The organism is Stenotrophomonas sp. GSD10 (assembly GCF_056172695.1).
On the sequence record NZ_JAOCMC010000002.1, the window covers coordinates 2,186,093 to 2,208,493 of the forward strand.

Annotated in this window: 17 protein-coding genes and 3 pseudogenes; 12 read left to right on the forward strand and 8 right to left on the reverse strand. The window is 67.2% G+C overall.

What is annotated here, in order from left to right; all coding sequences use genetic code 11:
- The first annotated feature begins 61 nt into the window (after window positions 1-61).
- Window positions 62-514, forward strand: coding sequence for a GNAT family N-acetyltransferase (locus N4G47_RS10380; RefSeq protein ID WP_475286936.1), 453 nt, complete (start codon window positions 62-64; stop codon window positions 512-514).
- Window positions 515-523: 9 nt separating this feature from the next.
- Here the strand turns inward: N4G47_RS10380 and N4G47_RS10385 are convergent, their stop codons facing one another.
- A complete protein-coding gene (locus N4G47_RS10385) occupies window positions 524-1,285 on the reverse strand; it encodes an SDR family NAD(P)-dependent oxidoreductase (RefSeq protein ID WP_475286938.1) in 762 nt (253 codons plus the stop codon).
- Between the two features lie 38 nt (window positions 1,286-1,323).
- On the opposite strand from N4G47_RS10385, the gene N4G47_RS10390 reads away from it, so the two are divergent.
- The 5 genes and pseudogenes from N4G47_RS10390 (at window position 1,324) to N4G47_RS10410 (ending at window position 5,625) form a co-directional block, all read left to right on the forward strand.
- Window positions 1,324-2,298 carry a LysR family transcriptional regulator gene (locus N4G47_RS10390; RefSeq protein WP_475286940.1) on the forward strand — a complete coding sequence of 325 codons (975 nt, stop codon included), beginning with the start codon at window positions 1,324-1,326 and terminating at the stop codon, window positions 2,296-2,298.
- 101 nt (window positions 2,299-2,399) lie between these two features.
- Window positions 2,400-3,923, forward strand: coding sequence for a thioredoxin family protein (locus N4G47_RS10395; protein ID WP_475286942.1), 1,524 nt, complete (start codon window positions 2,400-2,402; stop codon window positions 3,921-3,923).
- Window positions 3,924-4,089: 166 nt separating this feature from the next.
- Window positions 4,090-4,719: a superoxide dismutase gene (locus tag N4G47_RS10400; RefSeq protein WP_475286944.1), complete on the forward strand. Its 630-nt coding sequence runs from the start codon at window positions 4,090-4,092 to the stop codon at window positions 4,717-4,719.
- A pseudogene (locus N4G47_RS10405) lies at window positions 4,716-5,293 on the forward strand (flavin reductase family protein). Before N4G47_RS10400 ends, N4G47_RS10405 begins: the two are co-directional and overlap by 4 nt.
- Window positions 5,290-5,625, forward strand: a complete 336-nt coding sequence (locus N4G47_RS10410) for a tetratricopeptide repeat protein (RefSeq protein WP_475286946.1) — start codon at window positions 5,290-5,292, stop codon at window positions 5,623-5,625. Before N4G47_RS10405 ends, N4G47_RS10410 begins: the two are co-directional and overlap by 4 nt.
- A gap of 5 nt (window positions 5,626-5,630) precedes the next feature.
- Here the strand turns inward: N4G47_RS10410 and N4G47_RS10415 are convergent, their stop codons facing one another.
- Entirely contained in the window at window positions 5,631-6,779 is a 1,149-nt protein-coding gene (locus tag N4G47_RS10415) for a fatty acid desaturase family protein (RefSeq protein ID WP_008266479.1), read from the reverse strand.
- Between the two features lie 11 nt (window positions 6,780-6,790).
- Window positions 6,791-7,861, reverse strand: a complete 1,071-nt coding sequence (locus N4G47_RS10420) for a ferredoxin reductase (RefSeq protein ID WP_475286948.1) — start codon at window positions 7,859-7,861, stop codon at window positions 6,791-6,793.
- A gap of 92 nt (window positions 7,862-7,953) precedes the next feature.
- On the opposite strand from N4G47_RS10420, the pseudogene fabR reads away from it, so the two are divergent.
- The 3 genes and pseudogenes from fabR to N4G47_RS10435 all read left to right on the forward strand — a co-directional run.
- Window positions 7,954-8,585 (forward strand): annotated as a pseudogene (gene fabR / locus N4G47_RS10425) (HTH-type transcriptional repressor FabR); the annotation flags it as partial.
- 322 nt (window positions 8,586-8,907) lie between these two features.
- Window positions 8,908-11,036 (forward strand): annotated as a pseudogene (locus N4G47_RS10430) (TonB-dependent receptor plug domain-containing protein).
- Window positions 11,026-11,574: a thioredoxin-like domain-containing protein gene (locus tag N4G47_RS10435; protein WP_475286950.1), complete on the forward strand. Its 549-nt coding sequence runs from the start codon at window positions 11,026-11,028 to the stop codon at window positions 11,572-11,574. Before N4G47_RS10430 ends, N4G47_RS10435 begins: the two are co-directional and overlap by 11 nt.
- 77 nt (window positions 11,575-11,651) lie before the next feature.
- Here the strand turns inward: N4G47_RS10435 and mntR are convergent, their stop codons facing one another.
- Entirely contained in the window at window positions 11,652-12,116 is a 465-nt protein-coding gene (gene mntR / locus N4G47_RS10440; RefSeq protein ID WP_049465391.1) for a manganese-binding transcriptional regulator MntR, read from the reverse strand.
- A gap of 117 nt (window positions 12,117-12,233) precedes the next feature.
- On the opposite strand from mntR, the gene N4G47_RS10445 reads away from it, so the two are divergent.
- Complete coding sequence (locus tag N4G47_RS10445; protein WP_475286953.1) at window positions 12,234-13,565, forward strand: Nramp family divalent metal transporter; 1,332 nt, start codon at window positions 12,234-12,236, stop codon at window positions 13,563-13,565.
- A gap of 178 nt (window positions 13,566-13,743) precedes the next feature.
- Here N4G47_RS10445 and N4G47_RS10450 read toward each other — a convergent pair whose 3' ends face one another.
- The 4 genes from N4G47_RS10450 to N4G47_RS10465 all read right to left on the reverse strand — a co-directional run bounded on the left by N4G47_RS10450 (window position 13,744) and on the right by N4G47_RS10465 (window position 18,049).
- Window positions 13,744-14,070: a thioredoxin family protein gene (locus tag N4G47_RS10450; protein ID WP_475286954.1), complete on the reverse strand. Its 327-nt coding sequence runs from the start codon at window positions 14,068-14,070 to the stop codon at window positions 13,744-13,746.
- Entirely contained in the window at window positions 14,042-14,521 is a 480-nt protein-coding gene (locus tag N4G47_RS10455; protein ID WP_475289925.1) for a flavodoxin, read from the reverse strand. Before N4G47_RS10455 ends, N4G47_RS10450 begins: the two co-directional genes overlap by 29 nt.
- Before the next feature lie 13 nt (window positions 14,522-14,534).
- On the reverse strand, window positions 14,535-15,575 hold the full coding sequence (locus tag N4G47_RS10460; protein ID WP_475286956.1) for a ribonucleotide-diphosphate reductase subunit beta: 1,041 nt from the start codon (window positions 15,573-15,575) through the stop codon (window positions 14,535-14,537).
- A gap of 110 nt (window positions 15,576-15,685) precedes the next feature.
- Window positions 15,686-18,049: a ribonucleoside-diphosphate reductase subunit alpha gene (locus tag N4G47_RS10465; RefSeq protein ID WP_475286958.1), complete on the reverse strand. Its 2,364-nt coding sequence runs from the start codon at window positions 18,047-18,049 to the stop codon at window positions 15,686-15,688.
- Window positions 18,050-18,482: 433 nt separating this feature from the next.
- On the opposite strand from N4G47_RS10465, the gene N4G47_RS10470 reads away from it, so the two are divergent.
- Together N4G47_RS10470 and N4G47_RS10475 are read left to right on the forward strand one after the other, a co-directional pair.
- Window positions 18,483-19,460, forward strand: a complete 978-nt coding sequence (locus N4G47_RS10470) for a zinc-binding dehydrogenase (protein WP_475286960.1) — start codon at window positions 18,483-18,485, stop codon at window positions 19,458-19,460.
- Between the two features lie 192 nt (window positions 19,461-19,652).
- The gene (locus N4G47_RS10475) at window positions 19,653-22,280 is read left to right on the forward strand and encodes a TonB-dependent receptor (protein WP_475286963.1); all 2,628 of its coding nucleotides are present in this window, start codon (window positions 19,653-19,655) and stop codon (window positions 22,278-22,280) included.
- The last annotated feature ends 121 nt before the right edge of the window (window positions 22,281-22,401 follow it).

The following is a 22,401-nucleotide window of genomic DNA, read 5'->3' on the forward strand; positions in this document are numbered from 1 at the left end:
CAGCTTAGCGTGCAGGGCTGCGGCGGCGATGACGCGCCGCGCACCACAGGAAGAACACTGCATGCCGAGGATCCGCCCCGCCCACGTCGATGATCTGCCCGCGATCAGCGCGGTATGCCTGGCCGCCTTCAACACCGCCGTCGCGCCGTCCCTCAGCGAGGCCGGCATCGCGACCTTCGGCAGCGTCGCGACCGCCGATGCATTCGCTGCGCGCCTGCACGGCGACAACCTCATCCTGGTGGCCGAGCACGAAAACCGCATCGTCGGCGTGGTCGAATTGAAGGAAGGCCGGCACCTGGCCATGCTGTTCGTCGATCCTGGCTGCCAGGGCCGGGGCATCGGCCACGCCCTGTTCCAGGCCGTGCTGCCGCAGCTGCGCACGCCGTCGATGAGCGTGCGCGCGTCGTTGAATGCCGTGGCCACCTACCAGCGCTACGGCTTCGCGCTGGACGGCGACGTGGGTGAGTTCAACGGGCTGGTGTACCAGCCCCTCCGCTACGCCGCGCCGCAGTAGCGGCGGCAATCAGACAAACATCCCACCAGAGGCTTCCACCCGCTGGCCGTTGACCCAGCCGGTAGCCGGCGACAGCAGCGCCACCACCACCGGGCCGATGTCATCGGGCCGGCCGGCACGACCCAGCGCAGTGATCGACGACACCATCGCATTGACCTGCGCATCGTCGCGCACCCGGCCACCGCCGAAGTCGGTCTCGATGGCACCCGGTGCCAGCGTGTTGGCGCTGATGCCACGCGCGCCCAGCTCCTTGGCCAGGTAGCGGGTGAACACCTCGATGCCGCCCTTCATCATCGCGTAGGCCGAGCTGCCCGGCAGCGAGAAGCGCGCCAGGCCGCTGGACACGTTGAGGATGCGGCCGCCATCGGCGATCAACGGCAACAACGCCTGGGTCAGGAAGTACGGCCCCTTCAGATGCACGGCCACGGCATGGTCGAACTGCGCTTCGGTGGTGTCGGCGATGGGCGCGTACAGGCCCTCGCCGGCGTTGTTCAACAGACCCTGCAAGCTGCCGGTGCCCCACGACTGCAGGGCGTCACGCAGGCGGACGGCAAATTCGGGGAAGGCCGCACTGTCGGCCATGTCCAGCGGCAACGCCTGCGCGCGACGGCCCAGGGCCTGCACCTGCTGGACCACCTCGGCCGCCGCCTCGGCCTGGGCGCGGTAGGTGATCACGATATCGGCGCCGTCGGCGGCCAGCGCGAGGGCGGCGTTGCGGCCAAGGCCGCGGCTGCCGCCGGTAATGAGGACAACACGGGAGGAAGACGTCATGGCCAGGCACCGGGTAAGGAGGAGGTGCGTCCAGACTATTGGGATTGCCGTCGCGCATAAATCGCGCGATGCTGGTTTTACTGTTCAATCCAGGTGAACAATTGATGGACCGCCTCGACACCCTGCGCGTGTTCCTGCGCGTTACCGAGCTGGGCTCGTTCACCCGCGCGGCGGACAGCCTCGGCCTGCCCAAGGCCAGTGTGTCGCAGGCCATCGCCCGGCTGGAAACCGACCTCGGTACCCAGCTGCTGCACCGGACCACCCGCCGCGTCCACCTCACCGCCGACGGCGCGCAGTTGCAGCAGCGCGCACACGATCTGCTGGACGACATGGAGGAACTGCAGAATCTGTTCCGGCGTCAGCCCAGCGAACTGAGTGGGCGCCTGCGGGTGGACATGCCCGGCGGCATGGCGCGCAACGTGGTGATCCCGCAGCTGCCAGCCTTTCTGGCGCTGCATCCGGGCCTGGAAGTGGAACTGAGCGCCACCGACCGACGCGTGGATGTGGTGCGCGAAGGCTTCGACTGCGTGCTGCGCGTGGGCCATCTGGACGACAGCAGCCTGGTGGCCCGTCCGCTCGGGCAGATGCGCATCGTCAACGCAGCCAGCCCCGGCTACCTGGCTGCACGCGGCGTTCCGCAGGTGCTGGCCGATCTGGACCAGCACCACCTGGTGCATTACGTCGGCACCCTCGGCCAGCGCTCGCCGGGTTTCGAGTACTTCGACGGCCAGCGCTACCAGAGCTGGCCGATGCGCGGCGCGCTGACCGTCAACAGCGCCGATGGCTACAGCGCCGCTGCGCTGGCCGGGCTGGGCATCATCCAGGTACCGGAACTGGGCGCCCGCGATGCACTGCTCACTGGCCGCCTGGTGGAAGTGCTGCCCGACTGCGTGGCCGAGCCGATGCCGGTTCATCTGGTCTATGCGCAACGCCGCCACCTGCCCCGCCGTGTCGAAGCCTTCATGACCTGGATGGCCGGCGTGCTCGCGGCGGAGCTGCAGCGCCCGGGTTGAGCGCAGGGCGCATATGCCCTGCCCCTTGCTGCTCATGATCAAACTGAATCAATGCAGCCGACCTCACTTCCTACAATGCCGGCTTACCCTGGCTCTTCGAGATGCTGCCGATGCGCGCTGCCTTTCCCTTGTTGTTGCTGGCCACGGCGCTGAGCGCCTGCTCCCCGGCGCAGGCGCCCATTGCCGCGGTGCAGGCCTCCGAGCCGGCAGCGGCCAAGGCCATCGCCTGGCGCCAGGGCGATGTCGACGATGCCTTCGCCGAGGCCGTCGACAGCGGCAAGCCGGTGCTGCTGTACTGGGGCGCGGTCTGGTGCCCGCCCTGCAACCAGCTCAAGGCCGGCCTGTTCAAGGACCCGGCGTTCATCGCGCTGACCGGCAAGTTCGTGCCCGTCTATCTGGACGGTGACGAGGAAGGCGCACAGGCCTGGGGCGAGCGCTTCGGCGTGCGCGGCTATCCGACCCTGATCGTGCTGGACCCCAAGCGCAACGAGATCACCCGCGTGGCCGGTGGCAACGACGCGGCCGAGCTGACCCGCGCACTGACCCTGGCCGCGAGCCGCCGCAGCGCGGTGGCCGCCACGCTGGCCACGGCACTGGCCACGCCGGACAGGCTGACCGCCGAGGACTGGCAGGTGCTGGGCGACTATGGCTGGGAAGTGGACGCCAATCGCCTGGCCGGCGAGCGCGGCAGCCCCGATGTGTTGCAGCAGCTGTCCAGGGCGGCACGGGACGCGGCGCTGCAACGTCGTTTCGCGCTGCTGGCGCTGGCGACTTCGGAAAAGCCAGGCACCGCCCCCACCCAGGTGCGCGAACTGCTGCAGGCGGTCCTGGCGCAGCCAACCGAGGTCCGTCGCAATCGCGAGCTGCTCGGCTATGCCGGCGCTCAGCTGGTCAAGCAGGCCAGTGCCGGCCCTGCCACCAGCAACACATTGGGCCAGCAACTGCTGGTGGCGCTGGAACGCGCCGATGCCGAGCGCGGCGACCGCGCCGACGATGCGCTGTCGCGCGTGCTGACAGAAGTGTCACTGGCGCGCCAGGCGCAACCGAAGGGCGCGCTGCCGGCCGCCTTGGTCGAACGCGTGCAGCAGCGCGTGGCTGCCGCCGATGCCGCCGCCAGCGACGCGCATGCGCGGCAGGCCACGATCAGCAGCGCGGTCTACGCCTTGCGCCAGGTCGGCGACGATGCCGGCGCCGAGGCACTGCTGCTGGCCGAGCTCAAGCGTAGCGAGCAGCCGTACTACTACATGCCCGAGCTGGCCGAACTGGCCGAGCAGCGCGGCGACGACGCCGCCGCACTGGAATGGCTGAAGCGTGCGTACGACAGCGCACAGGGCCCGGCCACCCGCGTGCAGTGGGGCGTGCTGTACGTCGAAGGCCTGCTGAAGCTTGCACCGGACGATGCACCGCGTATCGAACAGGCCACCACCGCGCTGATCGCCGAACTGGACGCCCAGCCGTCGGGCTACCACCAGCGCACGCGGCAGCGTTTCGAGCGGCTGGCCGGCCAGCTGAAGACCTGGAGCAGCAAGCACCAGGGCGCGCAGACGCTGGCGCGGCTGCAGCAGCGGATGCAGCAGGTCTGCGGCGAGCAGGCCGATGGCGCGTGCAGGGCATGGCTGAGCTGATTGCGGTAGTGCCGGCCGCTGGCCGGCATCCCGATGCTGCCTGATTGCCGGCCAGCGGCCGGCACTACCGCGCCTGCACGTTGCGCTTGACCTAAACCAATGTTGAGGTGCGATAACGATCTCCGCACCGGCCAGCCCCCTGGCCTTCCCCACGGAGATCGCTTCAATGTCGTACTCGCTTCCCCTGCTCCCCTACGCCTACGATGCCCTTGAGCCGCATTTCGATGCGCGCACGATGGAAATCCATCACAGCAAGCACCACCAGACCTACGTCAACAACCTCAATGCCACCATCGAGCAGGCCGGCCTCGCCGAACAACCGGTGGAGACGCTGATCGCCCACCTCGATGCCGTGCCCGAAGCCCAGCGCGGCGCCGTCCGCAACAATGGCGGCGGCCATGCCAACCACAGCCTGTTCTGGACCGTGCTCAGCGCCAACGGTGGCGTTCCGGACGACGAACTGAGCGCTGCGATCGAGCGCGATCTCGGTGGTTTCGATGCCTTCAGGGAGGCCTTCAGCAAGGCCGCGCAGACCCGTTTCGGCAGTGGCTGGGCATGGCTGACCACCGATCGCGATGGCCACCTGCGGGTCGAAAGCAGCGCCAACCAGGACAGTCCGTTGATGGGTGCGGCCGTTGGCCTGTCCGGCAACACCCCGATCCTGGCACTGGATGTCTGGGAGCACGCCTACTACCTGCACTACCAGAACCGTCGCCCGGACTACATCGGCGCGTTCTTCAACCTCATCAACTGGGCCGAGGTCGGCCGGCGTTACCGCCAGGCCCGGGCCTCATGAGCGGCGAGACACTGCCCTACGCCGGGCCGTGGGCGGGGTGTTCCCCGCCCCGGCCCCGGTGCCGTCGGTCGAGATGCCGCCGCGCGCCCTGCGTCGGCTGCTCGGCCATTTCCCCACGGGCGTGGCCATCGTCTGTACGCGCGATGCGCAAGGCAAGCCGGTGGGCCTGACCATCAATTCGTTCGTGCCGGTCTCACTGCAGCCGCCGCTGGTGCTGTGGAACCTGGCGCTGCATGCGCAGAGTCTGCCCACCTTCCAGCGCGCCACCCGCTTTGCGATCAGCGTGCTGGCGGCGGGCCAGGAAGCGTTGGCCCGGCGCTTTGCCGACCCACAGGCGCGCGACCGCTTTGCCGGCCTGGCACTGCTGGATGACAGCGACGACGCACCGCCGCGCATCGCCGGTGCGGTCACCCATCTCACCTGTACCCGCCACGCGATGTGGCCGGTCGGCGATCACCTGCTGCTGGCCGGGCGCATCATCGAAGTCAACGAGAACGGCGGCACACCACTGCTGTTCCATCGCGGCCGGTTCCAGCCAGGACCGGCCGAACTGCTGGTGGAGGTGCGGCCATGAACATCGAAGCACTGGAATGTATGCTCGCCACCGGCAAGGACGGCGCGTTGCTGCGCTTCGGGTTGGGCAAGAGCTGGCTGGATGCCGGCAACCCGGTGCGCGCGGCCACCCATCTGGGCCGCTGCGTGGTGCTCGATCCGCAGTATTCGGCGGCGTGGAAACTACTGGGCAAGGCCTGGCTGGCCAGTGGCCAGCCGCAGGCGGCGCGCGAGGCGTGGCAGCGCGGGCTGAGCGTGGCCGGCAGCAAGGGCGACCAGCAGGCACGCAAGGAAATGCAGGTGTTCCTGCGTCGCCTGGACCGCGAACAGGCGGACCAGGCGAAGACCGGCTGAGTCGATCAGCCCGCGTTGGCCGATGCCGGGGCGGACATGATGTCCGCCATCGGCAGGCGGCGCGGCTTGCTCGGGAACGCGTGGCGCAGGATGCGCCAGACCACCTGGCCGAACTGGCGCGGCAGCGAGCCGTTGTTGTAGTGCTGGCCGTAGCGGCGGCAGATGTCCTTCACTTCCTTGGCGATGGCCGCATAGCGGTTGGCCGGCAGGTCCGGGTAGAAGTGGTGCTCGATCTGGTGGCTGAGATTGCCCGACAGCACGTTGATCAGGAAGCCGCCGCTGATGTTGGACGAGCCACGCAGCTGGCGCAGGTACCAGTGGCCACGCGATTCATTGCGCAGGCATTCCTTCGGGAAGGTTTCCGATTCGGCGGTGAAGTGGCCGCAGAAGATGATCACGTAGGTCCAGATGTTGCGCAGGCCGTTGGCCACCATGTTGCCCAGCATCACGGTGAGGAAGAACGGGCCGGCCAGCAGCGGGAAGAATACGTAGTCCTTCAGCACCTGGCGGGCCATCTTGCGCGCCACCGGGCGGGTCTGCAGCCACATCGCACGGGCACTCATGCGGCCCTTCAGCCAGCGGCCCAGGCGCAGGTCCTGCGCGGCCACACCCCACTGGAACAGCAGCGCGAAGATCGGCGCGATGATCGGCTGCAGCAGGTAGAACGGCTTCCAGCGCTGTTCCGGGAAGATGCGCAGCAGGCCGTAGCCGATGTCATCGTCCATGCCGCGCACGTTGGTGTAGGTGTGGTGGCGGAAATTGTGGGTCTTGCGCCAGTTGTCGGCGGTGGCCACGATGTCCCACTCGTAGGTGTTGCCGTTGAGCTTGGGATCACCGGTCCAGTCGAACTGGCCGTGCATGACGTTGTGGCCCAGCTCCATGTTCTCCAGGATCTTCGACAGCGCCAGCAGCAAGGTGCCGGTGATCGCGGCCGGCCACAGCAGCGGCATCCAGAACAGCGGCGAGAACGCCGCCAGGAACAGCAGGCCACGGCCACCCACGCCGAACCAGCGCACGGCGGCGGCCACGCGGCGGATGTAGCGGGTATCGGAGGCGCCGAGGCTGCCGATCACACGGTCGCGGATCGCGTCGAGTTCCTCACCGAAGGCATGCATCTCGGCAGTACTCAGGGCACGGTCGGTAGCGCGGGTCATGGCAGGCGTCCTCAGAGATCCAGGGTCAGGTCGGTGGTCGGTGCGCTCACGCAGATCCGCACCGGCTGTGCCGATTCGGACTGCAGGTCGCCGGTGCGCAGGTGGCGGGTGGCGCCACTGACGCGATCGCAGGTGCAGGTGTTGCAGATGCCCATGCGGCAGCCGTGCTTGGGCTTGATGCCATGCGCTTCCAGGCTTTCCAGCAGCGAGCGGCCACGCGGCACGCTCAGCTGGCGGCCACTGCGGGCCAGGGTCAGCGACACTTCGCCCTGGCTGTCGGCATCATCGATCGGCGCCGGCGGGGTGAAGGCTTCGGCCTGGAAGCCGGCGACCTGCTGCGCCAGCCGCGCACGTGCAGCGGCGACGAACCCATCCGGGCCGCAGGCCAGCACGTGGCGCTGCGCCAGCGGCGTGTCATCGCCCGCAACCTGCAGATCGTGGGTATCGATGCGCGCGGCCGGCACCTCGCCGTCGCGGGTGGTCAGCAGGTGCACGCGCAGGTTCGGCTGCGCCGCGGCCAGCGCCTGCAGTTCATCACGGAACTGCAGATGGGCGGCGGTGCGCTCCCAGTAGAACAGGTCCACCGGTGCCGCCAGCGGGCGCTGGCAGGCCTCGCGCAGCAGGCTGCGCATCGGCGTGATGCCACTACCGGCGGCCAGCAGCAGCACCGGCGCGGCGGCCGGCACATGGAACTCGCCGAAGGCGCTATCGAGGCGGAACAGCTCGCCAGGCTCCGCGTGGTGGACCAGATGCTGGCTGACCCGGCCGCCCTCGACCGCCTTGACGGTGATCGCCAGTTCGCGCCGCCCCAACGCGGTGGGGCTGTAGCTGCGCTGCCACAGGCGCCCTTCAATCTCCACGCCCAGGGTGACGTGCTGGCCGGCGCGCATGCCGGCCCAATGCCGGTTGATGCGCAGCACCAGGGTCGCCGCGCCCTCGCCGGCCGGCTCACGCCGGACCAGACGGGCCATCGGCGCGCGCAGGGTCCACAGGGGATTGAGCTGGCCCGCCCAGAAATCGAACAGCGACGGCGAGACCCAGCGGTATGGAGAGAACAGGGACGGACGGACGACAGCGCTCATGGGCGCACTATACGGGCGCACATACACCTGTGTATACATGTGTATATTGAACCGGATTGGGTATGATTCAGCCTCGCCGCACCGGAACCCCCATGGCCGCCGCCACCGCCCTGACGCCGAACGAAGATGCCAGCAGCCCGGCCCGCCGCACGGTGAGCCGCGAGGATCTGCTGGCCGCCGCGCTGAAGCTGATCGGGCCGCACCGCAGCCTGTCCACGCTGAGTCTGCGCGAAGTTGCACGTGAGGCCGGCATCGCGCCGAACAGCTTCTACCGGCAGTTCCGCGACATGGACGAATTGGCCGTGGCGCTGATCGACGTGGCCGGCCGCTCGCTGCGCACGATCATCGGTGAGGCCCGCCAGCGCGCCACCTCCAGCGCCACCAGTGTGGTGCGGGTGTCGGTGGAAACCTTCATGGAGCAGCTGCGTGCCGACGACAAGCTGCTGCACGTGCTGCTGCGCGAAGGTGCGGTCGGCTCGGACGACTTCAAGCACGCGGTCGAACGCGAGCTGCACTATTTCGAAGAAGAGCTGCAGCACGACCTGGTGCGCCTGGCCGCCCTCGATGGCGCGGTCCTGCACAAGCCGGAACTGGTCTCGATGGCGATCACCCGCCTGGTGTTCGCGATGGGGGCTTCGGCCATGGACCAGCCCCCGAGAAAGACCCGGAGCTGGTCGAACAGATCTCCACGATGATCCGCATGATCATCGTCGGCGCCCGCACCCCGCCGCCTTCCGCCGCGGCTGATCAGCGCCAGACCTGGGATCGGATCCCTTTCCGCAGGAAAGGGCTCTGCCCCCAACCCCTCCGCAGCTCCCAGAACGACATGACCACCGACACGGTTGTTGCGCCCGAATGTAATGTTATAACACCCGCATGATCCGCCCGCCGGCCTGGCCCTCGCGCAGGTCTGGTCATGCATTGATATAGCATTTGCTATATATCAAAGCGCCTGCTTTTATATGCGCCAGCCAGGACACCCCCGCCGCCCTCCCTCCCCCAAGGACGACGCCCCCCATGCCCATCGCCATCCACCTCCCCGCCCCCTGCAACTGGCCGCCGCCATCGCGCTCACGCTGCCGCTACCTACGCTGGCCGCCGCCCCCAGCCGACCGAACTGGACCGCGTGCAGGTCAAGGTCAGCACCGCCACCCGCAGCGAACGCCTGCTGTCGGACGTGCCGATCCGCACCGAAGTGCTGCGCAAGGAGGACATCGCGCTGCGCGCGGCCACCGACTTCTCACGCGCCGCCGAGCTGATCAACGGCCTGCGCGTGGAAAGCAACTGCCAGAACTGCAACACCAGCGAAGTGCAGCTGCTGGGCCTGCCCGGCGCCTACAACCAGCTGTTGTTCGACGGCATCCCGCTGCTGTCCACGCTGGGCAGCGTCTATGGACTGGAGCAGATTCCGGCCGGGTTCGTGGACCGCATTGAAGTGGTCAAGGGCGGTGGCTCGGCGCTGTACGGCCCGGGCGCGGTGGCCGGTGTGATCAACCTGATCCCGCCGCTGCCGGCGCGCAGCGGTGGCCATGTGCAGGCCGGCGTGGACATGCTGAAGGGCACGCCGCAGAAGAATGCCGACGTGCGCCTGGACCTGGTGGCGAAAGACGCCGACGCGGGGCTTTCAGTGATTGCCCAGCGCAACTGGAACAGTGGCATCGACTACAACGGTGACGGCTACACCGAAATCACCCGCAAGAACCTCAAGGTCGGCGGGCTGCAGGCCTGGTATGCGCCCACGCCGGGCACTCGGCTGCGCCTGGACCTGCAGGTGACCGATGAAACCCGGCGTGGCGGCAACCGACTGGAGCAGCCGGAGTACCTGGCCAACATCGCCGAATCGCTGGATACGAAATACCGCCGCGGCAGCGTGTCCTGGGACCAGGAAATCAATGCCGCCGTCGATTTCCGCCTTGCCTATGCGTTCGCTGATATCGACCGCGATAGTTTCTACGGCGGCCTGGGCGAGGTCGTTACCGATCCCTCAGCGCCCGGCTATGACCCGTCGCAGCTGGACCACAACGTGGCCGGCAGCGCGGCCTCGCGTTCGTGGCGCCAGTACGGTCGCACCCACAATCCGCTGCACTACCTCGACAGCCAGTTGAACTGGCGGCTGGGTGCGCATGCGCTGGCCTTCGGTGTGCAGTACAAGCACGAGGCGCTGCGCGACGACAACCGCACCGGTGACGGGCAGCGTATTGCCGTGCTGGAGGATGCGACCTTCCACAACCTCGGCGCCTTCATCCAGGACGAGTGGAGCCTGCGCGACAGCGTGGACCTGGTGCTGGGTGCACGTGTGGACAAGAGCTCGGAGCTGGACAACGCGGTGTTCTCGCCGCGCATCGCGCTGGCCTGGCAGGCCACGCCGAACCTGAAGTGGCGCGCCGGTATCGCCACCGGCTTCCGCGCACCGGAGATCTTCGTCGAGGATGTGCACGTCGATACCCTCGGCGGCGAACAGGTGCGCGTGCGCAACACCGGTGGCCTGAAGGAAGAACGCGCGCTCACCACCCTGTTCGGTTTCGACTGGCGCTCGGACCCGGCCAATCCCGTGTGGAGCTGGGATGCCACCGCATCGTACGCACGCATCCGCGACACCTTCGCACTGGGCGAGATCCAGCGCGGTGACGATGGCCAATTGAGCCAGCTGCGCTACAACGCTTCCGGCTCCAACGTGCTGGGCGCGGAGACCAACCTCGGCTGGCAACCGTCGCCGCAGTGGCGCATGACGGCGGGGGCCTCGTGGTACCGCTCACGCTTCCGCGAGCCGCAGCGCATCTTCGACGACACTGCCGACGGTGGCGACACCGTGATCGAAAGCCGTGACTACCTGAAGACGCCGCGCTGGAGCGGCGTGGCACAGCTCAGCTGGATGCCGGCCGAGCCGTGGGAAACGTTCGTCGCCCTGCGCCACACCGGGCCGATGTCGGTGCTGAACAACCGGCTCGGCGAACTGCACCGCACGCGCTCGTTCCTGGTCACCGACCTCGGCGCACGCTGGCATCGTCATCTGGGCGCGCAGGCACAGCAGGAAGTCTCGGTGGCGGCGGGGGTCAAGAATGTGTTCGACCAGCGCCAGAAGGATCTGGAAGTGGGTGCGCTGCGTGACAGCGACTATGTCTACGGGCCGCGTTTCGCGCGCTCGTGGTACGTCAACCTGCGCTATGCGTTCTGAACCACTGCGCAGGTTGCTGCTGGCCGCTGCACTGCTGTTGGCGGCACCGGCCATGGGCGCGGACCTGCATGCGCAGGTCTCCGCCTCGCTGATGCGGCCCGAACAACGCTCGCTGCGACCGATGCAGTGGTCGCCACCGCCGAAGCTGGTCGCGCTCTACTTCGGTGCCGACTGGTGTGCTCCCTGCCATGCCTTCGTGCCAACCCTGCGCAGTCTGCGCGATGCGTTGCGCGAGGCCGGCGCCGATACCGAGGTGGTGTACGTCAGCCTGGACGAAAGCGAGGCCGCGCTGCGCCGCTACATGCACGCGCAGAGCATGCCGTGGCCGGTGCTGGACCCGCGCCGCGCCGCGCGCATGCCGGCACTACAGGCCCTGGCCGGGTTGGGCCCACCGAACCTGGTGCTGATCGATGCCGATGGCAATGTTCTGGCCAACGGCTGGCACGGGCGCCGCTATGAGGGCCTGCAGCCAGTGTTGAAGGAATGGACGAGACGCGCATGCGCGCAGCAGCAGGCGCGATGCCCGCCTGGATTGTAGATCCACGCCATGCGTGGATGCCCCAGTCATCACGCGAATGGCAGCCGAGCATGGCTCGGCTCTACAGGAAACGTGACTCAACCGCCCTCGGCCTTGCGCACGAACGCCTCGAACAGTGCCAGTGTCTGTTCGCTCACATGGTGCTCGATGCCCTCGGCATCGCGCCGTGCGGTATCCGCGTCCACGCCCAACGCCAGCAGGAAACGCTCCACGGTCTGGTGCCGCTGGCGACTGGCATGGGCCAGCGCCTCGCCTTCGGGCGTCAGGAACACGCCGCGGTACGGCCGCTGCACCACCCAGCCATCACGGGCCAGCCGCCGCAGCATCTTCGCCACGGTCGGCTGGGCCACGCCCAGACGCGTGGCGATATCAACCTGGCGGGCCTCGCCGCCGTCGGCCAGCAGGTCCGAGATCAGCTCGACATAGTCCTCCACCAGCTCCATCCGGTGCGCCTCGCGCACTTGCCGGAAGCTCTCGACCTGGCGCTCGGCCTCGATCAAGGGGGTGCTTTTCAGCGATGTCGAATCGTCGGTCTTGCCCACGCCTGCGCCTGTCCTTCCGGTGTAATCCGGTGTTGAACCTGAATTCTGGACCAGTAACGCGATAAAGACGATTGTTTCACATTGCTAATGACTATAGCAGGAGCTATATTCGAACCCATGGACACCCTGGCGCCCCGCGACCCTTCGGCCTCCACTCCGGCCAGCCTGGGTGCGCTCAACGCTTCGGTGGCGGTGCCCGACAAGGGCCATTGGTGGTTCCGCCTGCTGGCCTTCCTCGGCCCCGGCTACATGATCTCGGTCGGCTACATGGACCCGGGCAACTGGGCCACCGACCTCGCTGGCGGTTCGCGCTTCGGCTACCTGCTGCTGTCGGTCATCCTCATTTCCAACCTGATGGCAGTGATCCTGCAGGCGCTGTCGGCGCGGCTGGGCATCGCCACCGGCATGGACCTGGCGCAGGCCTGCCGCGCGCGTTACCCCAAGCCGGTGAACCTGGCGCTGTGGGCGCTGTGCGAGGCGGCGATCATCGCCTGCGACCTGGCCGAGGTAATTGGCACCGCGATCGCGCTGAAACTGCTGTTCGATCTGCCACTGCTGTGGGGTGCGGTGATCACTGCACTGGACACGTTGCTGGTGCTGCTGCTGATGAACCGTGGCTTCCGTGCACTGGAAGCGTTCGTGATCGCGCTGCTGATGGTGATCTTTGCCTGCTTCGTGGTGCAGATCGCAATGGCGGCGCCGCCGCTGATGGCGGTGCTGGGCGGCTTCATTCCGCGCGCGCAGGTGGTGACCGATCCGCATGCGCTGTACATCGCCATCGGCATCATCGGTGCCACGGTGATGCCGCACAACCTGTATCTGCATTCGTCCATCGTGCAGACACGCGCCTACCCGCGCACCGATGAAGGCCGCCGCAGCGCGCTGCGCTGGGCGGTGACCGACAGCACCCTGGCGCTGACCCTGGCGCTGTTCATCAACGCCAGCATCCTGATCCTGGCAGCGGCGGTGTTCCATGCCAACGGCCGATTCGACGTGGAAGACATCGAACAGGCGCACCAGCTGCTGGCACCGATGCTGGGCGTCGGCGCGGCGGCCACGCTGTTTGCCATCGCACTGCTCGCCTCGGGCCTGAACTCGACCGTGACTGCCACGTTGGCGGGGCAGATCGTGATGGAGGGCTTCCTGCGCCTGCGCCTTCCGCCCTGGCTGCGCCGGCTGTTGACGCGGGCGCTGGCGATCATTCCGGTGGTGGTGGTGATCGTGATGTTCGGCGACCAGGGCGCGGTGAAGCTGCTGGTGCTGAGCCAGGTGGTGCTGTCCATGCAGTTGCCGTTCGCGATCATTCCGCTGGTGCGGATCGTGACCGACAAGGTGACGATGGGCGCGCTGGTGGCGCCGCGCTGGCTGGGCGGCATCGCCTGGGTGATCGCCCTGGTGATCGTGGCGTTGAACGTGAAGCTGCTGCTGGATACCTTCAGCGGAGCCTAGCGTGGAATGCCCGGGCCCTGCCCAGGTAGATCCACGCCATGCGTGGATGCCCTTGTAGAGTCGAGCCATGCTCGACTCATCGCGCACCGCGCGAACGGCAGCCGAGCATGGGCTCGGCTCTACAAAAAGTGAGGCGCACGAAGTGCCGCCGGGCGTGGCCCGACCCCGCCACCTCTACCTACAGATGCAACGCGATCGCCGCTTCAATCTGCTGCGGTGACTGGAATCCGGCCAGGCGGGTGCGTTCATCGCCGTCACGGAACAGCGCCAGCGTCGGTGTCTGGCGCAGGCCCAGCTGCCGGAAGAACGCCTCGCCCAGTACTTCCAACTGCACGCGCAGCAATGTGGTGCCCTGCCCCGCCAGGCTGTTGGCCACCCGATGCAGCGACATTTCCAGCATCCGGCAACCCGGGCACTGGTCCTTGTGGAAATCCACCAGCACCCGTGGATGCTCGGCCAGCAGCTGCTGGAACTGTTCAGGCGTGGTGGCGTCGATGATCTGCATCGGTGTTGCTCCAGTAGTGGGCCAGAACCGTGTCGGTCCAGGCTTCGATGGCCATGGCATGGCGAGCGCCATGCGGCATCTGTTCAATCTCCAGCGGCGGGTAGCCGCTGTGGAAATAGCGGATCAACCGATGCACGGCGCCGCAGTAGTACTCCTGCCCCCACTGCGTCTCGCCGGTACCGAACACCGCCAACTGCCGGGGCCGCTCGCCGCGCTCGGCGATACCGGCCACCCACGCCTTCATCTCCGCCGGGGTGCGCCCGGCGTTGTCGGTCCAGCTGCCCAGCAGCACCAGGTCGGCTTCGTCCGCCGCCAGCGCAGGCATCTGGCGCAGGTCGTCGGCCTCCTGCCAATGCACGGCATGACCGGCGGCCCGGCAGCGCTCGGCAATCTGCCGGCCCAGTTCGCGGGTGTTTCCGCTCAACGAGGCCACCACCAGCAGGATGCGCAGCGCCCCGCGCGGCTCAGAGATCGTCGAAGCCGTTGTCGACGTTGGTCTTCTTGTAGCTTGCATTGCGCATCTCGAAGAAGTCGGTCTTGGTCTCGGTGAAGTTGTCGGCGTAGGCCTTGATCCACGGCATCACGTTGTCGGTGGTGTCGCTGTAGAGCCGCTCGATGCCGAGCATGCCGGCCATCTTGTTGGCGCGGTATTTCACGTAGCGCACCATCTCGTTCACGTCGATGCCATCGATGCCGTCCAGCACTTCCGACGACCACTGGGTCTCCAGCTCGATGGCGTGCTGGAACGCGCCGTGCACATAGTCGGTCAGCTCGTGGGTCTGCAGTTCCGGGTTCTCGCCGATGATCGCGCGGATCAGCTCGCTGATGAACTTGGTGTGGGCCAGCTCGTCGCGGTTGATGAAGCTGATGATCTTTCCGGTGCCGGTCATGCGGTTCTGCCGCACCATGTTGTAGAAGTAGGCAAAACCGGAATAGAAGTTGATGCCCTCCAGGATCGATGACTGGATCAGCGACTTCAGCAGGGTCTCGGCGGTCTTCTCGCGCATGAAATCGTCATACGCCCCCATGATCGGCGCGTTGCGCTTGATGATGGTCGGGTGCGTGCGGGCGATCTCGAAGATGCGGTTCTGGTTCGGCAGATCGGTGATCGAGGCCAGCACGTAGCTGTAGCTCTCGTTGTGGATCACTTCCTGCTGGCCGATGATCGCCGCATTGGCATGCGCCGCCGGGTCGGTGATGTACTCGGCCACGTTGTAGATGAAACGCGTCTGCGGCGAGTCCAGCGTGGCGAGCAGGCCGATGATCGAGTCATAGGCATTCTTCTCGCGCCCGGACAGCTCGCCGTACTGGCGTGCATCCAGCTTCATGTCCACTTCGTCGGGGATCCAGAAGTTGGTCGACAACTCCTTGTAGGCCCGATAGAACGATGGATACGGAATGTCGTTCCAGTTGAGGATGCCGCTGGTGCGGCCATTGATGATGCCGGTACTGCGGTTCGGGTGGCGCGGTTCGAGGATCTTGATGCGATCGAGCGGGGTTGCCATGGTCGTTTGCCTTCGTTCTACGTGCGTTGCGGATGTAGAGCCGAGCCCATGCTCGGGTGCTGTTCGCGTCTGAGCCGAGCCTGGGCTCGGCTCTACAGGGACCGCAGCAATCAGCTGGCGCACCATTCGCATTCGCTGATGTCGATGTCGTTGGAGCGCACGTAGTAGGTGGTCTTCAGACCCTCGCGCCACGCCGTCAGATGCAGCTCCAGCAGCGTGCTGGCGCGGATCGTACTGGGCACGTACAGGTTGAAGCTGATCGACTGGTCGACATGGCGCTGCCGCCGTGCGTTCTGGCGCACGCTGGCGAACTGGTCCACCTTGTAGGCGCCCTTCTCGTAGTACGGCCAGGTGTCCAGCGACAGGCCCGGCGCCGCCACCGGTCGCCGGAAGTCCTTCTTTTCCTCGTAGTAGAACGCGCTGTAGATCGGATCGATCGAGGCGGTGGAGCCGGCGATCTGCGCGGTGCTCATGTTCGGCGCCACCGCCAGCAGCCAGCCGTTGCGCAGGCCGTGCGTGGCGACCTCGTGGGCCAGGCTGTCCCAGGCGGCACCGCTGTAGTCACGGTCGCGGAAGTAGCGGCCGTTGTGCCAGTCGCTGCCGGCGAACATCGGGTAGCTGCCCTTCTCCTTCGCCAGCTGCGCGCTGGCCTGGATGGTCAGGAAGTTGATGCGCTCGTACAGGCGGTCGGCCAGCTGTTCGGCGTCCGGCGACTCCCACGGGATCGCCTGTTGCGCCAGCAGGTGATGCCAGCCGAACGTGCCCAGGCCGATGGCGCGGTACTTGCGGTTGGTGATCGTGGCCTGCGGCACCGGCAGCGCGTTGAGGTCGATCACGTTGTCGAGCATGCGCACCTGGATCGGGATCAGCCGCTCCAGCACGTCGGCCGCCAGCAGATCGTCCGGCGCACTGATCGCGCGGCCGAGGTTGATGGAGGACAGGTTGCAGACCACGAAGTCACCGGCACGGCGGGTGGTGACGATCTGGTCGCCGCTGACGATCTCCTGGATCATCCGCGTCGGGCTCATGTTCTGCAGGATCTCGGTGCACAGGTTGCTGGAATAGACCATGCCTGCGTGCTTGTTCGGATTCCTGCGGTTGACCTCGTCGCGATAGAACAGGAACGGGTTGCCGGTCTCCAGCTGGCTGAGCATGATCCGCTTGAACAGATCGATGGCCTTCACCGTGCGGCGGCTGATGCGCTCGTCGGCCACCAGCTCGGCGTAGCGGTCGCGGAAGCTGCCCGATCCGCGCTTCTCATCGTAGAAGTCCTGCAGGTACCAGCCCTTGGCGCTCTTCACTTCGTGCGGATCGAACAGGTACCAGTCGGCGCGGCGCTCGACCGCCTCCATGAACAGGTCCGGCACGCACACCGAGGTGAACACATCGTGCGCGCGCAGGCGCTGGTCGCCATTGTTCAGGCGCAGGTCGAGAAAGGCCTCGATATCGCGGTGCCAGATGTCCAGGTACACCGCCACCGCACCCTTGCGCTGGCCGAGCTGGTCCACCGACACAGCGGTGTTGTTGAGCTGCTTGATCCACGGCACCACGCCGCCGGAAGAGTTGGGCACGCCCCGGATCGGCGCACCGCTGCTGCGCACATAGCCCAGGTAGGCACCGACGCCACCGCCGTGCTTCGAAACACGGGCGATATCGGTGTTCGAGTCATAGATGCCCTGCAGGCTGTCATCCACCGTGTCGATGAAGCAGCTGGACAGCTGCCCGCCCACCTTGCCGGCGTTGGCCAGGGTCGGCGTGGCCACCGTCATGTACAGGTTGGACAGCGCCCAGTACGCCTCGCCGACCAGCTGCATGCGGCGCTCGCGTGGCTTTTCTTCCTGCATCAGGTACAGCGCGATGGTCAGCCAGCGCTCCTGCGGCAGTTCGTAGACCTCGCGGCTGCGATCGCTGGCCAGGTAGCGCGTGGCCAGCAGGTACAGGCCGTTGTAGGCGAACAGGCGGTCGCGCTCCGGCTCGATCATCTCGCCGGCCTGCTGCAGTTCTTCCTTGGAATAGCAGCGCAGGATGTCGTTGCTGTAGATGCCACGGTCGGCCAGGCTTTCCTGCAGGCCCACATACGAGCCGTATTTCAGGCTGACATCGTAGAAGCGGTTGCGGCTGGCGCGCTTGTACAGGCGGCGCAGGTAGATGCGTGCGGCGAACTGTTCCCACTCGGGCGCGACCAGATCCACGCGTGATTCTGCCTCACGGATCAGCAGATCGACCAGGTCATCGGCGCTGAGGCTGGGCTTGCGCTCGACCATCGCCTGCACCACGCGACGGTAGTCACTCACATCCAGCTGCGGGAACTCGGCATGCACGGCATCGATGCTGCGTTGCAGGCGTTCGGCGTCGAACGGCAGGCGACGATTGCCGGCCTCCTTGGTGATCCAGGTCGGCACGCGCTCGCCGCCAGCGCGCAAGGCGTCGCCGGCGCCGGCCAGGTCGGCCACGCGGAAGGTACTGTCGGTCATGGTGGTGGAACTCCAGGCTCGCACGCGCGTTGGCGGTCGATGCCGTGGCGGCCCTGCACGCGATACCGGCGCACGGGGCGGTCGGGGTGGGATGCCATAGCGCGGGAACACCAGGTCGTCGGCATCTGCCTGCGCCTGCGGCCGGTATCCGGGCCGTGGGGGCGATCTGGGTCCGCGCGATGGCGGCCGCGTCGACACGGCAAGCCTTCAGGGGCGGGCCGCGGGACGTTTGCTGCTGTCCGGCGGCGGCGGCTGACCGGGAGTGACGGCCACAACATAGTGGGGATACTCCGAACCGTCAACACAAGATGCGGTAATCAGCACATGCCGCGACCATCCGTCGCAGGATGCCGTGTTGCACCGCCGTCGCCTTGTCGACGGCGCCTGCGTCCCCAGTTCGATGGAACATCCCCTTTCCCACGGAACACCGCCCATGCGCGCAGCCCTGTATTCCTCCTTCGGCGATCCGGCCGATGTCCTGGCCATCAGCGAAACGGCCCTGCCCGAGCCCGGCCCGGGTGAAGTGCGCATCCGCACTGTGCTGGCCTCGATCCACAACCACGATCTGCTGACCGTGCGCGGCCTGTACGGCTACAAGCCGACGCTGCCGGCGATCGGTGGCAGTGAAGCGCTGGGCGTGGTCGATGCACTCGGCGAAGGCGTCGATGGACTGCAGCTTGGCCAACGCGTTGCCGCCGCCTCGGTGCACGGCACCTGGGCCGAAGCCTTCATCGCACCGGCGCGGATGGTGATTCCGATGCCGGAGGCAATTCCCGACGAAATGGCCGCGCAGCTGATCGCGATGCCGCTGAGCGCGCTGATGCTGCTGGAGTTCCTGCACGTCGAAGCAGGCCAATGGATCGTGCAGAACACCGCCAACGGCGCGGTGGGCAAGTCGCTGGCGATGCTGGCGCGCGCACGTGGCGTGCATGTGGCCAACCTGGTGCGCAACGCCGATGCGGTCGCACAGTTGCAGGCGCTGGGCATCGATCATGTGTTCGACACCTCGGTAGACGGCTGGAAAGACCGTGTGCGTGAGGCGACCGGCGAAGCACAGGCCGCAGCCGCGGTCGATTCCATCGGCGGCGACGCCAGCGGTGACCTGGTCGACCTGCTCGGCCACCACGGCACGCTGGTGTCGTTCGGCGTGATGAGCGGCGAGCCGATGCGCATTCCCGCCGGCGGCCTGATCTACAAGGAGGCCACGGTAAAGGGCTTCTGGGGCAGCAAGGTCAGCCAGGCAATGGCGGTGGAGGACAAGCGCCGGTTGGTCGGCGAGCTGCTGAAGCGTGCGGGCAGCGGCGAGCTGACCCTGCCGGTGGAGCAGATCTTCGCACTGGACGACATCGCCCAGGCAGCGAAGGCCGGTGCCGGGTCGGGGCGTAACGGCAAGGTGTTGCTGCGGCCGTGACAACCGGGGTCAGATCCCCTTCCGTTGGAAAGGGATCTGACCCCCAGGAGGCGTGCGGACCAACGGTCCGCACCCACCGATCCGGCTCGTTAAGAACCTGTGATGTATAACTGAATGCGCTTTCGTCATTGGAAGGCGCATGTAAATGCGTGCGGTACTGACGGCTCCTCCCCGTTCGGCGCTGTCGCTTCCATGTACCGCACCACCCTGAACCTGCTTGCCGGCGCGATTGCGCTGGGCCTCACCGTCGGCGCTGCCGGCGCCGCTGAAACCGCCGATACCGGCAAGGACAGCACCACCCTTGGCACCGTGCTGGTGACCGGTTCCAACATCAAGCGCAGCGATACCGCCGGGCCGAACCCGGTGCAGATCGTCAGCCGCGAACAGATCGAGCAGACCGGCCGCTCCACCCTCACCGACGTGCTGCGCAACCTGTCGGCCAATGCCGGCAACAGCTTCGACGAGCAGTACACCGGCAGTTTTGCCGCCGGCTCGGCCTCGATCGGCCTGCGCGGCCTGTCGCCGAAGAACACGCTGGTGCTGGTCAACGGCTACCGCGTGTCCAACTTCGGCTTCGCGCTCAATACCCAGGACACCTTCGTCGACCTCAACGCGCTGCCGATCAGCGCGGTCGAGCGCATTGAAGTGCTGAAGGACGGCGCCTCGGCGGTATACGGTTCCGATGCCATCGCCGGCGTCATCAACATCATCCTGCGCAGGAACTTCCAGGGTGTGGAAGTCGGTGGCGGCTTCGGTACCGCCACGCAGGGCGGCTTGAACGAACGCAAGGCCAACCTGCTGGCCGGCTTCGGCGACCTGGAACAACAGGGTTGGAACGTGCTGTTCGGGCTGGACCTGCTCAAGCGCGACCGCCTCGACGCCGACCAGCGCGCCTACACCCGCAGTGGCGATTTCCGCGAGAAGCCCGGTGGCCGCCTGGCCGGCTGGTCCACCGCCGGTGGCAACTGGCTGTCCAACCCGCGCGCGCCGCAACCGTTCGCCAACTGCCCTGATGGCAGCCAGCTGCGCCCGTACAGCGACTTCGGCAGCACCCTGCCCGGCCAGGCCTGCGCCTTCAACGCGCAGCCATTCAAGACCCTGCAGCCCGGCGCCGAGCGCCTGCAGGCGTCATTGAGTGCGACCTATCGCTTCAACGACAATGTCGAGGCCTTTGCCGATGTGCTGTACAGCCACAACAAGGCCGACCAGATCTTCAGTGCACCGCTGACCGTCGGCCCCGGCCTGCGCGCCTACAACCCGGCCACCGGCACGCTGATCGACGTGCCGGCGGTGCTGCCGGTCGGGCACCCGAACAATCCGGGCAGCACGCCGCTGCCGTTTGAATACACCTTCTTCGACCTCGGCCCGCGCCTGAAGGACAACACCCAGGTGTTCTACCGCGCGCTGGCCGGCGTGCGCGGCAGCGGCGAGCGCTGGGACTGGGAAGTGGCCGCATTGACCTCGCAGAGCGCGCAACGCGAGTACGTCGACAACTTCGTCAATCGCTATGCGTTCGAGCAGATCCTGCGCGACGGCAGCTACAACTTCCTCAACCCGTCCAGCACGCCTGGGGCACTGGATGCACTGCGCCTGCAGACCAAGCGCCCGGGCTGGTACAGGTTGCACTCGCTGAACGTGAAAGCCTCGACCTCGCTGTGGGAGTTGCCGGCCGGTGCGGTCGGCTTCGCCTGGGGCGCGGAGTTCCGCAAGGAATCGCTGGATGCGCGCACCAGTGCGCAGGTGCTGTCGGGCACCGAATTGCGCCCGGCGATCAACGTGGTCAACGGCGAGCGCCAGGTCAGCGCCGCCTACGCCGAACTGAGCGTGCCGCTGCATCGCACCCTGGAACTGCAGGTGGCCGGTCGCGGCGACCACTACGATGATTTCGGCAAGGCGTTCTCGCCGAAGGTGGCGCTGCGCTGGCAGCCGCTGGACAGCCTGCTGCTGCGCGGCTCGTTCTCGCGCGGCTTCCGCGCACCGTCGCTGCCGGAGATCGCGCCGGGCCAGACCGTCAGCTACGGCTCTGTGATCGATCCGCTGGACCCGCTGCAACCGGGCGGCAGCCGTGGCGTGACCAACATCCGCACCGGCAACCCGGACCTGAAGGCCGAGCGCTCGCGCAACTTCAACGTGGGTGCGGTGTGGTCGCCCGATGGCGACACCAGCATCGGCCTGGACTGGTACCGCATCGAGCAGGACAACCTGGTCAAGCCGGACAGCGCGCAGTTCATCGTCGACAACCCGACCCTGTTCCCGGGCCGGGTGCAGCGTGACGCGCAGGGCCGCATCCAGTTCATCACCAACCAGTACGCCAACCAGGGCGAACTGACCACCTCCGGCCTGGACCTGGACGCCAGCCGCACCTTCCGCACCGACGGCTGGGGCAACTTCACCGTGGCCGGCAGCTGGACCCACCTGCTCAGCTTCAAGCAACCGCTGGTAGCCGGCCAGGCACCGTACGAAGGCGCCGGCAACAACCGCCACGGCGCGCTGCCGCGCACCCGCGGCACCACCTCATTGAACTGGGCGGTGGGCGACTGGAGCAGCACGCTGAGCCTGCAGTACGTGAGCGGCTACGACCAGCGCGTGGCGACGGCGACCAGCAACCCCGGCCTGCGCGACCGCGTCAAGCCGTATCACCAGCTGGACCTGTACGTGGCCTACGAAGGCATTGCCAACACCACGTTGTCGCTGTCGGTGCTGAACCTGACCGACAAGGATCCGCCGTTCGATCCGGCTGGCGGTTCCAACGGCTTCGACATCAGCCAGTACAACCTGCGCGGGCAGTTCGTCTCGCTGGGCGCGCGCTACCGGTTCTGATCGGCCACCCGTGGCGTCGAGCTTGCTCGACGGCCGTTGCTATGGAGCCGAGCCCATGCTCGGCTGCTCTTCGGCACCACGCAGCCGAGCATCGGCTCGGCTCTACAGGAGGGTGCGGACC

Excerpts from the sequence above, each read along its gene's own strand:
- N4G47_RS10395 (WP_475286942.1), top strand. The coding sequence starts at position 2,400 with ATGCTGCCGATGCGCGCTGCCTTTCCCTTGTTGTTGCTGGCCACGGCG.
- N4G47_RS10475 (WP_475286963.1), top strand. The coding sequence starts at position 19,653 with ATGTACCGCACCACCCTGAACCTGCTTGCCGGCGCGATTGCGCTGGGC.
- N4G47_RS10450 (WP_475286954.1), bottom strand. The coding sequence starts at position 14,070 with ATGCAGATCATCGACGCCACCACGCCTGAACAGTTCCAGCAGCTGCTG.
- N4G47_RS10465 (WP_475286958.1), bottom strand. The coding sequence starts at position 18,049 with ATGACCGACAGTACCTTCCGCGTGGCCGACCTGGCCGGCGCCGGCGAC.
- N4G47_RS10400 (WP_475286944.1), top strand. The coding sequence starts at position 4,090 with ATGTCGTACTCGCTTCCCCTGCTCCCCTACGCCTACGATGCCCTTGAG.
- N4G47_RS10420 (WP_475286948.1), bottom strand. The coding sequence starts at position 7,861 with ATGAGCGCTGTCGTCCGTCCGTCCCTGTTCTCTCCATACCGCTGGGTC.
- N4G47_RS10380 (WP_475286936.1), top strand. The coding sequence starts at position 62 with ATGCCGAGGATCCGCCCCGCCCACGTCGATGATCTGCCCGCGATCAGC.
- N4G47_RS10410 (WP_475286946.1), top strand. The coding sequence starts at position 5,290 with ATGAACATCGAAGCACTGGAATGTATGCTCGCCACCGGCAAGGACGGC.
- N4G47_RS10470 (WP_475286960.1), top strand. The coding sequence starts at position 18,483 with ATGCGCGCAGCCCTGTATTCCTCCTTCGGCGATCCGGCCGATGTCCTG.
- N4G47_RS10385 (WP_475286938.1), bottom strand. The coding sequence starts at position 1,285 with ATGACGTCTTCCTCCCGTGTTGTCCTCATTACCGGCGGCAGCCGCGGC.
- N4G47_RS10415 (WP_008266479.1), bottom strand. The coding sequence starts at position 6,779 with ATGACCCGCGCTACCGACCGTGCCCTGAGTACTGCCGAGATGCATGCC.
- N4G47_RS10445 (WP_475286953.1), top strand. The coding sequence starts at position 12,234 with ATGGACACCCTGGCGCCCCGCGACCCTTCGGCCTCCACTCCGGCCAGC.
- N4G47_RS10435 (WP_475286950.1), top strand. The coding sequence starts at position 11,026 with ATGCGTTCTGAACCACTGCGCAGGTTGCTGCTGGCCGCTGCACTGCTG.
- N4G47_RS10460 (WP_475286956.1), bottom strand. The coding sequence starts at position 15,575 with ATGGCAACCCCGCTCGATCGCATCAAGATCCTCGAACCGCGCCACCCG.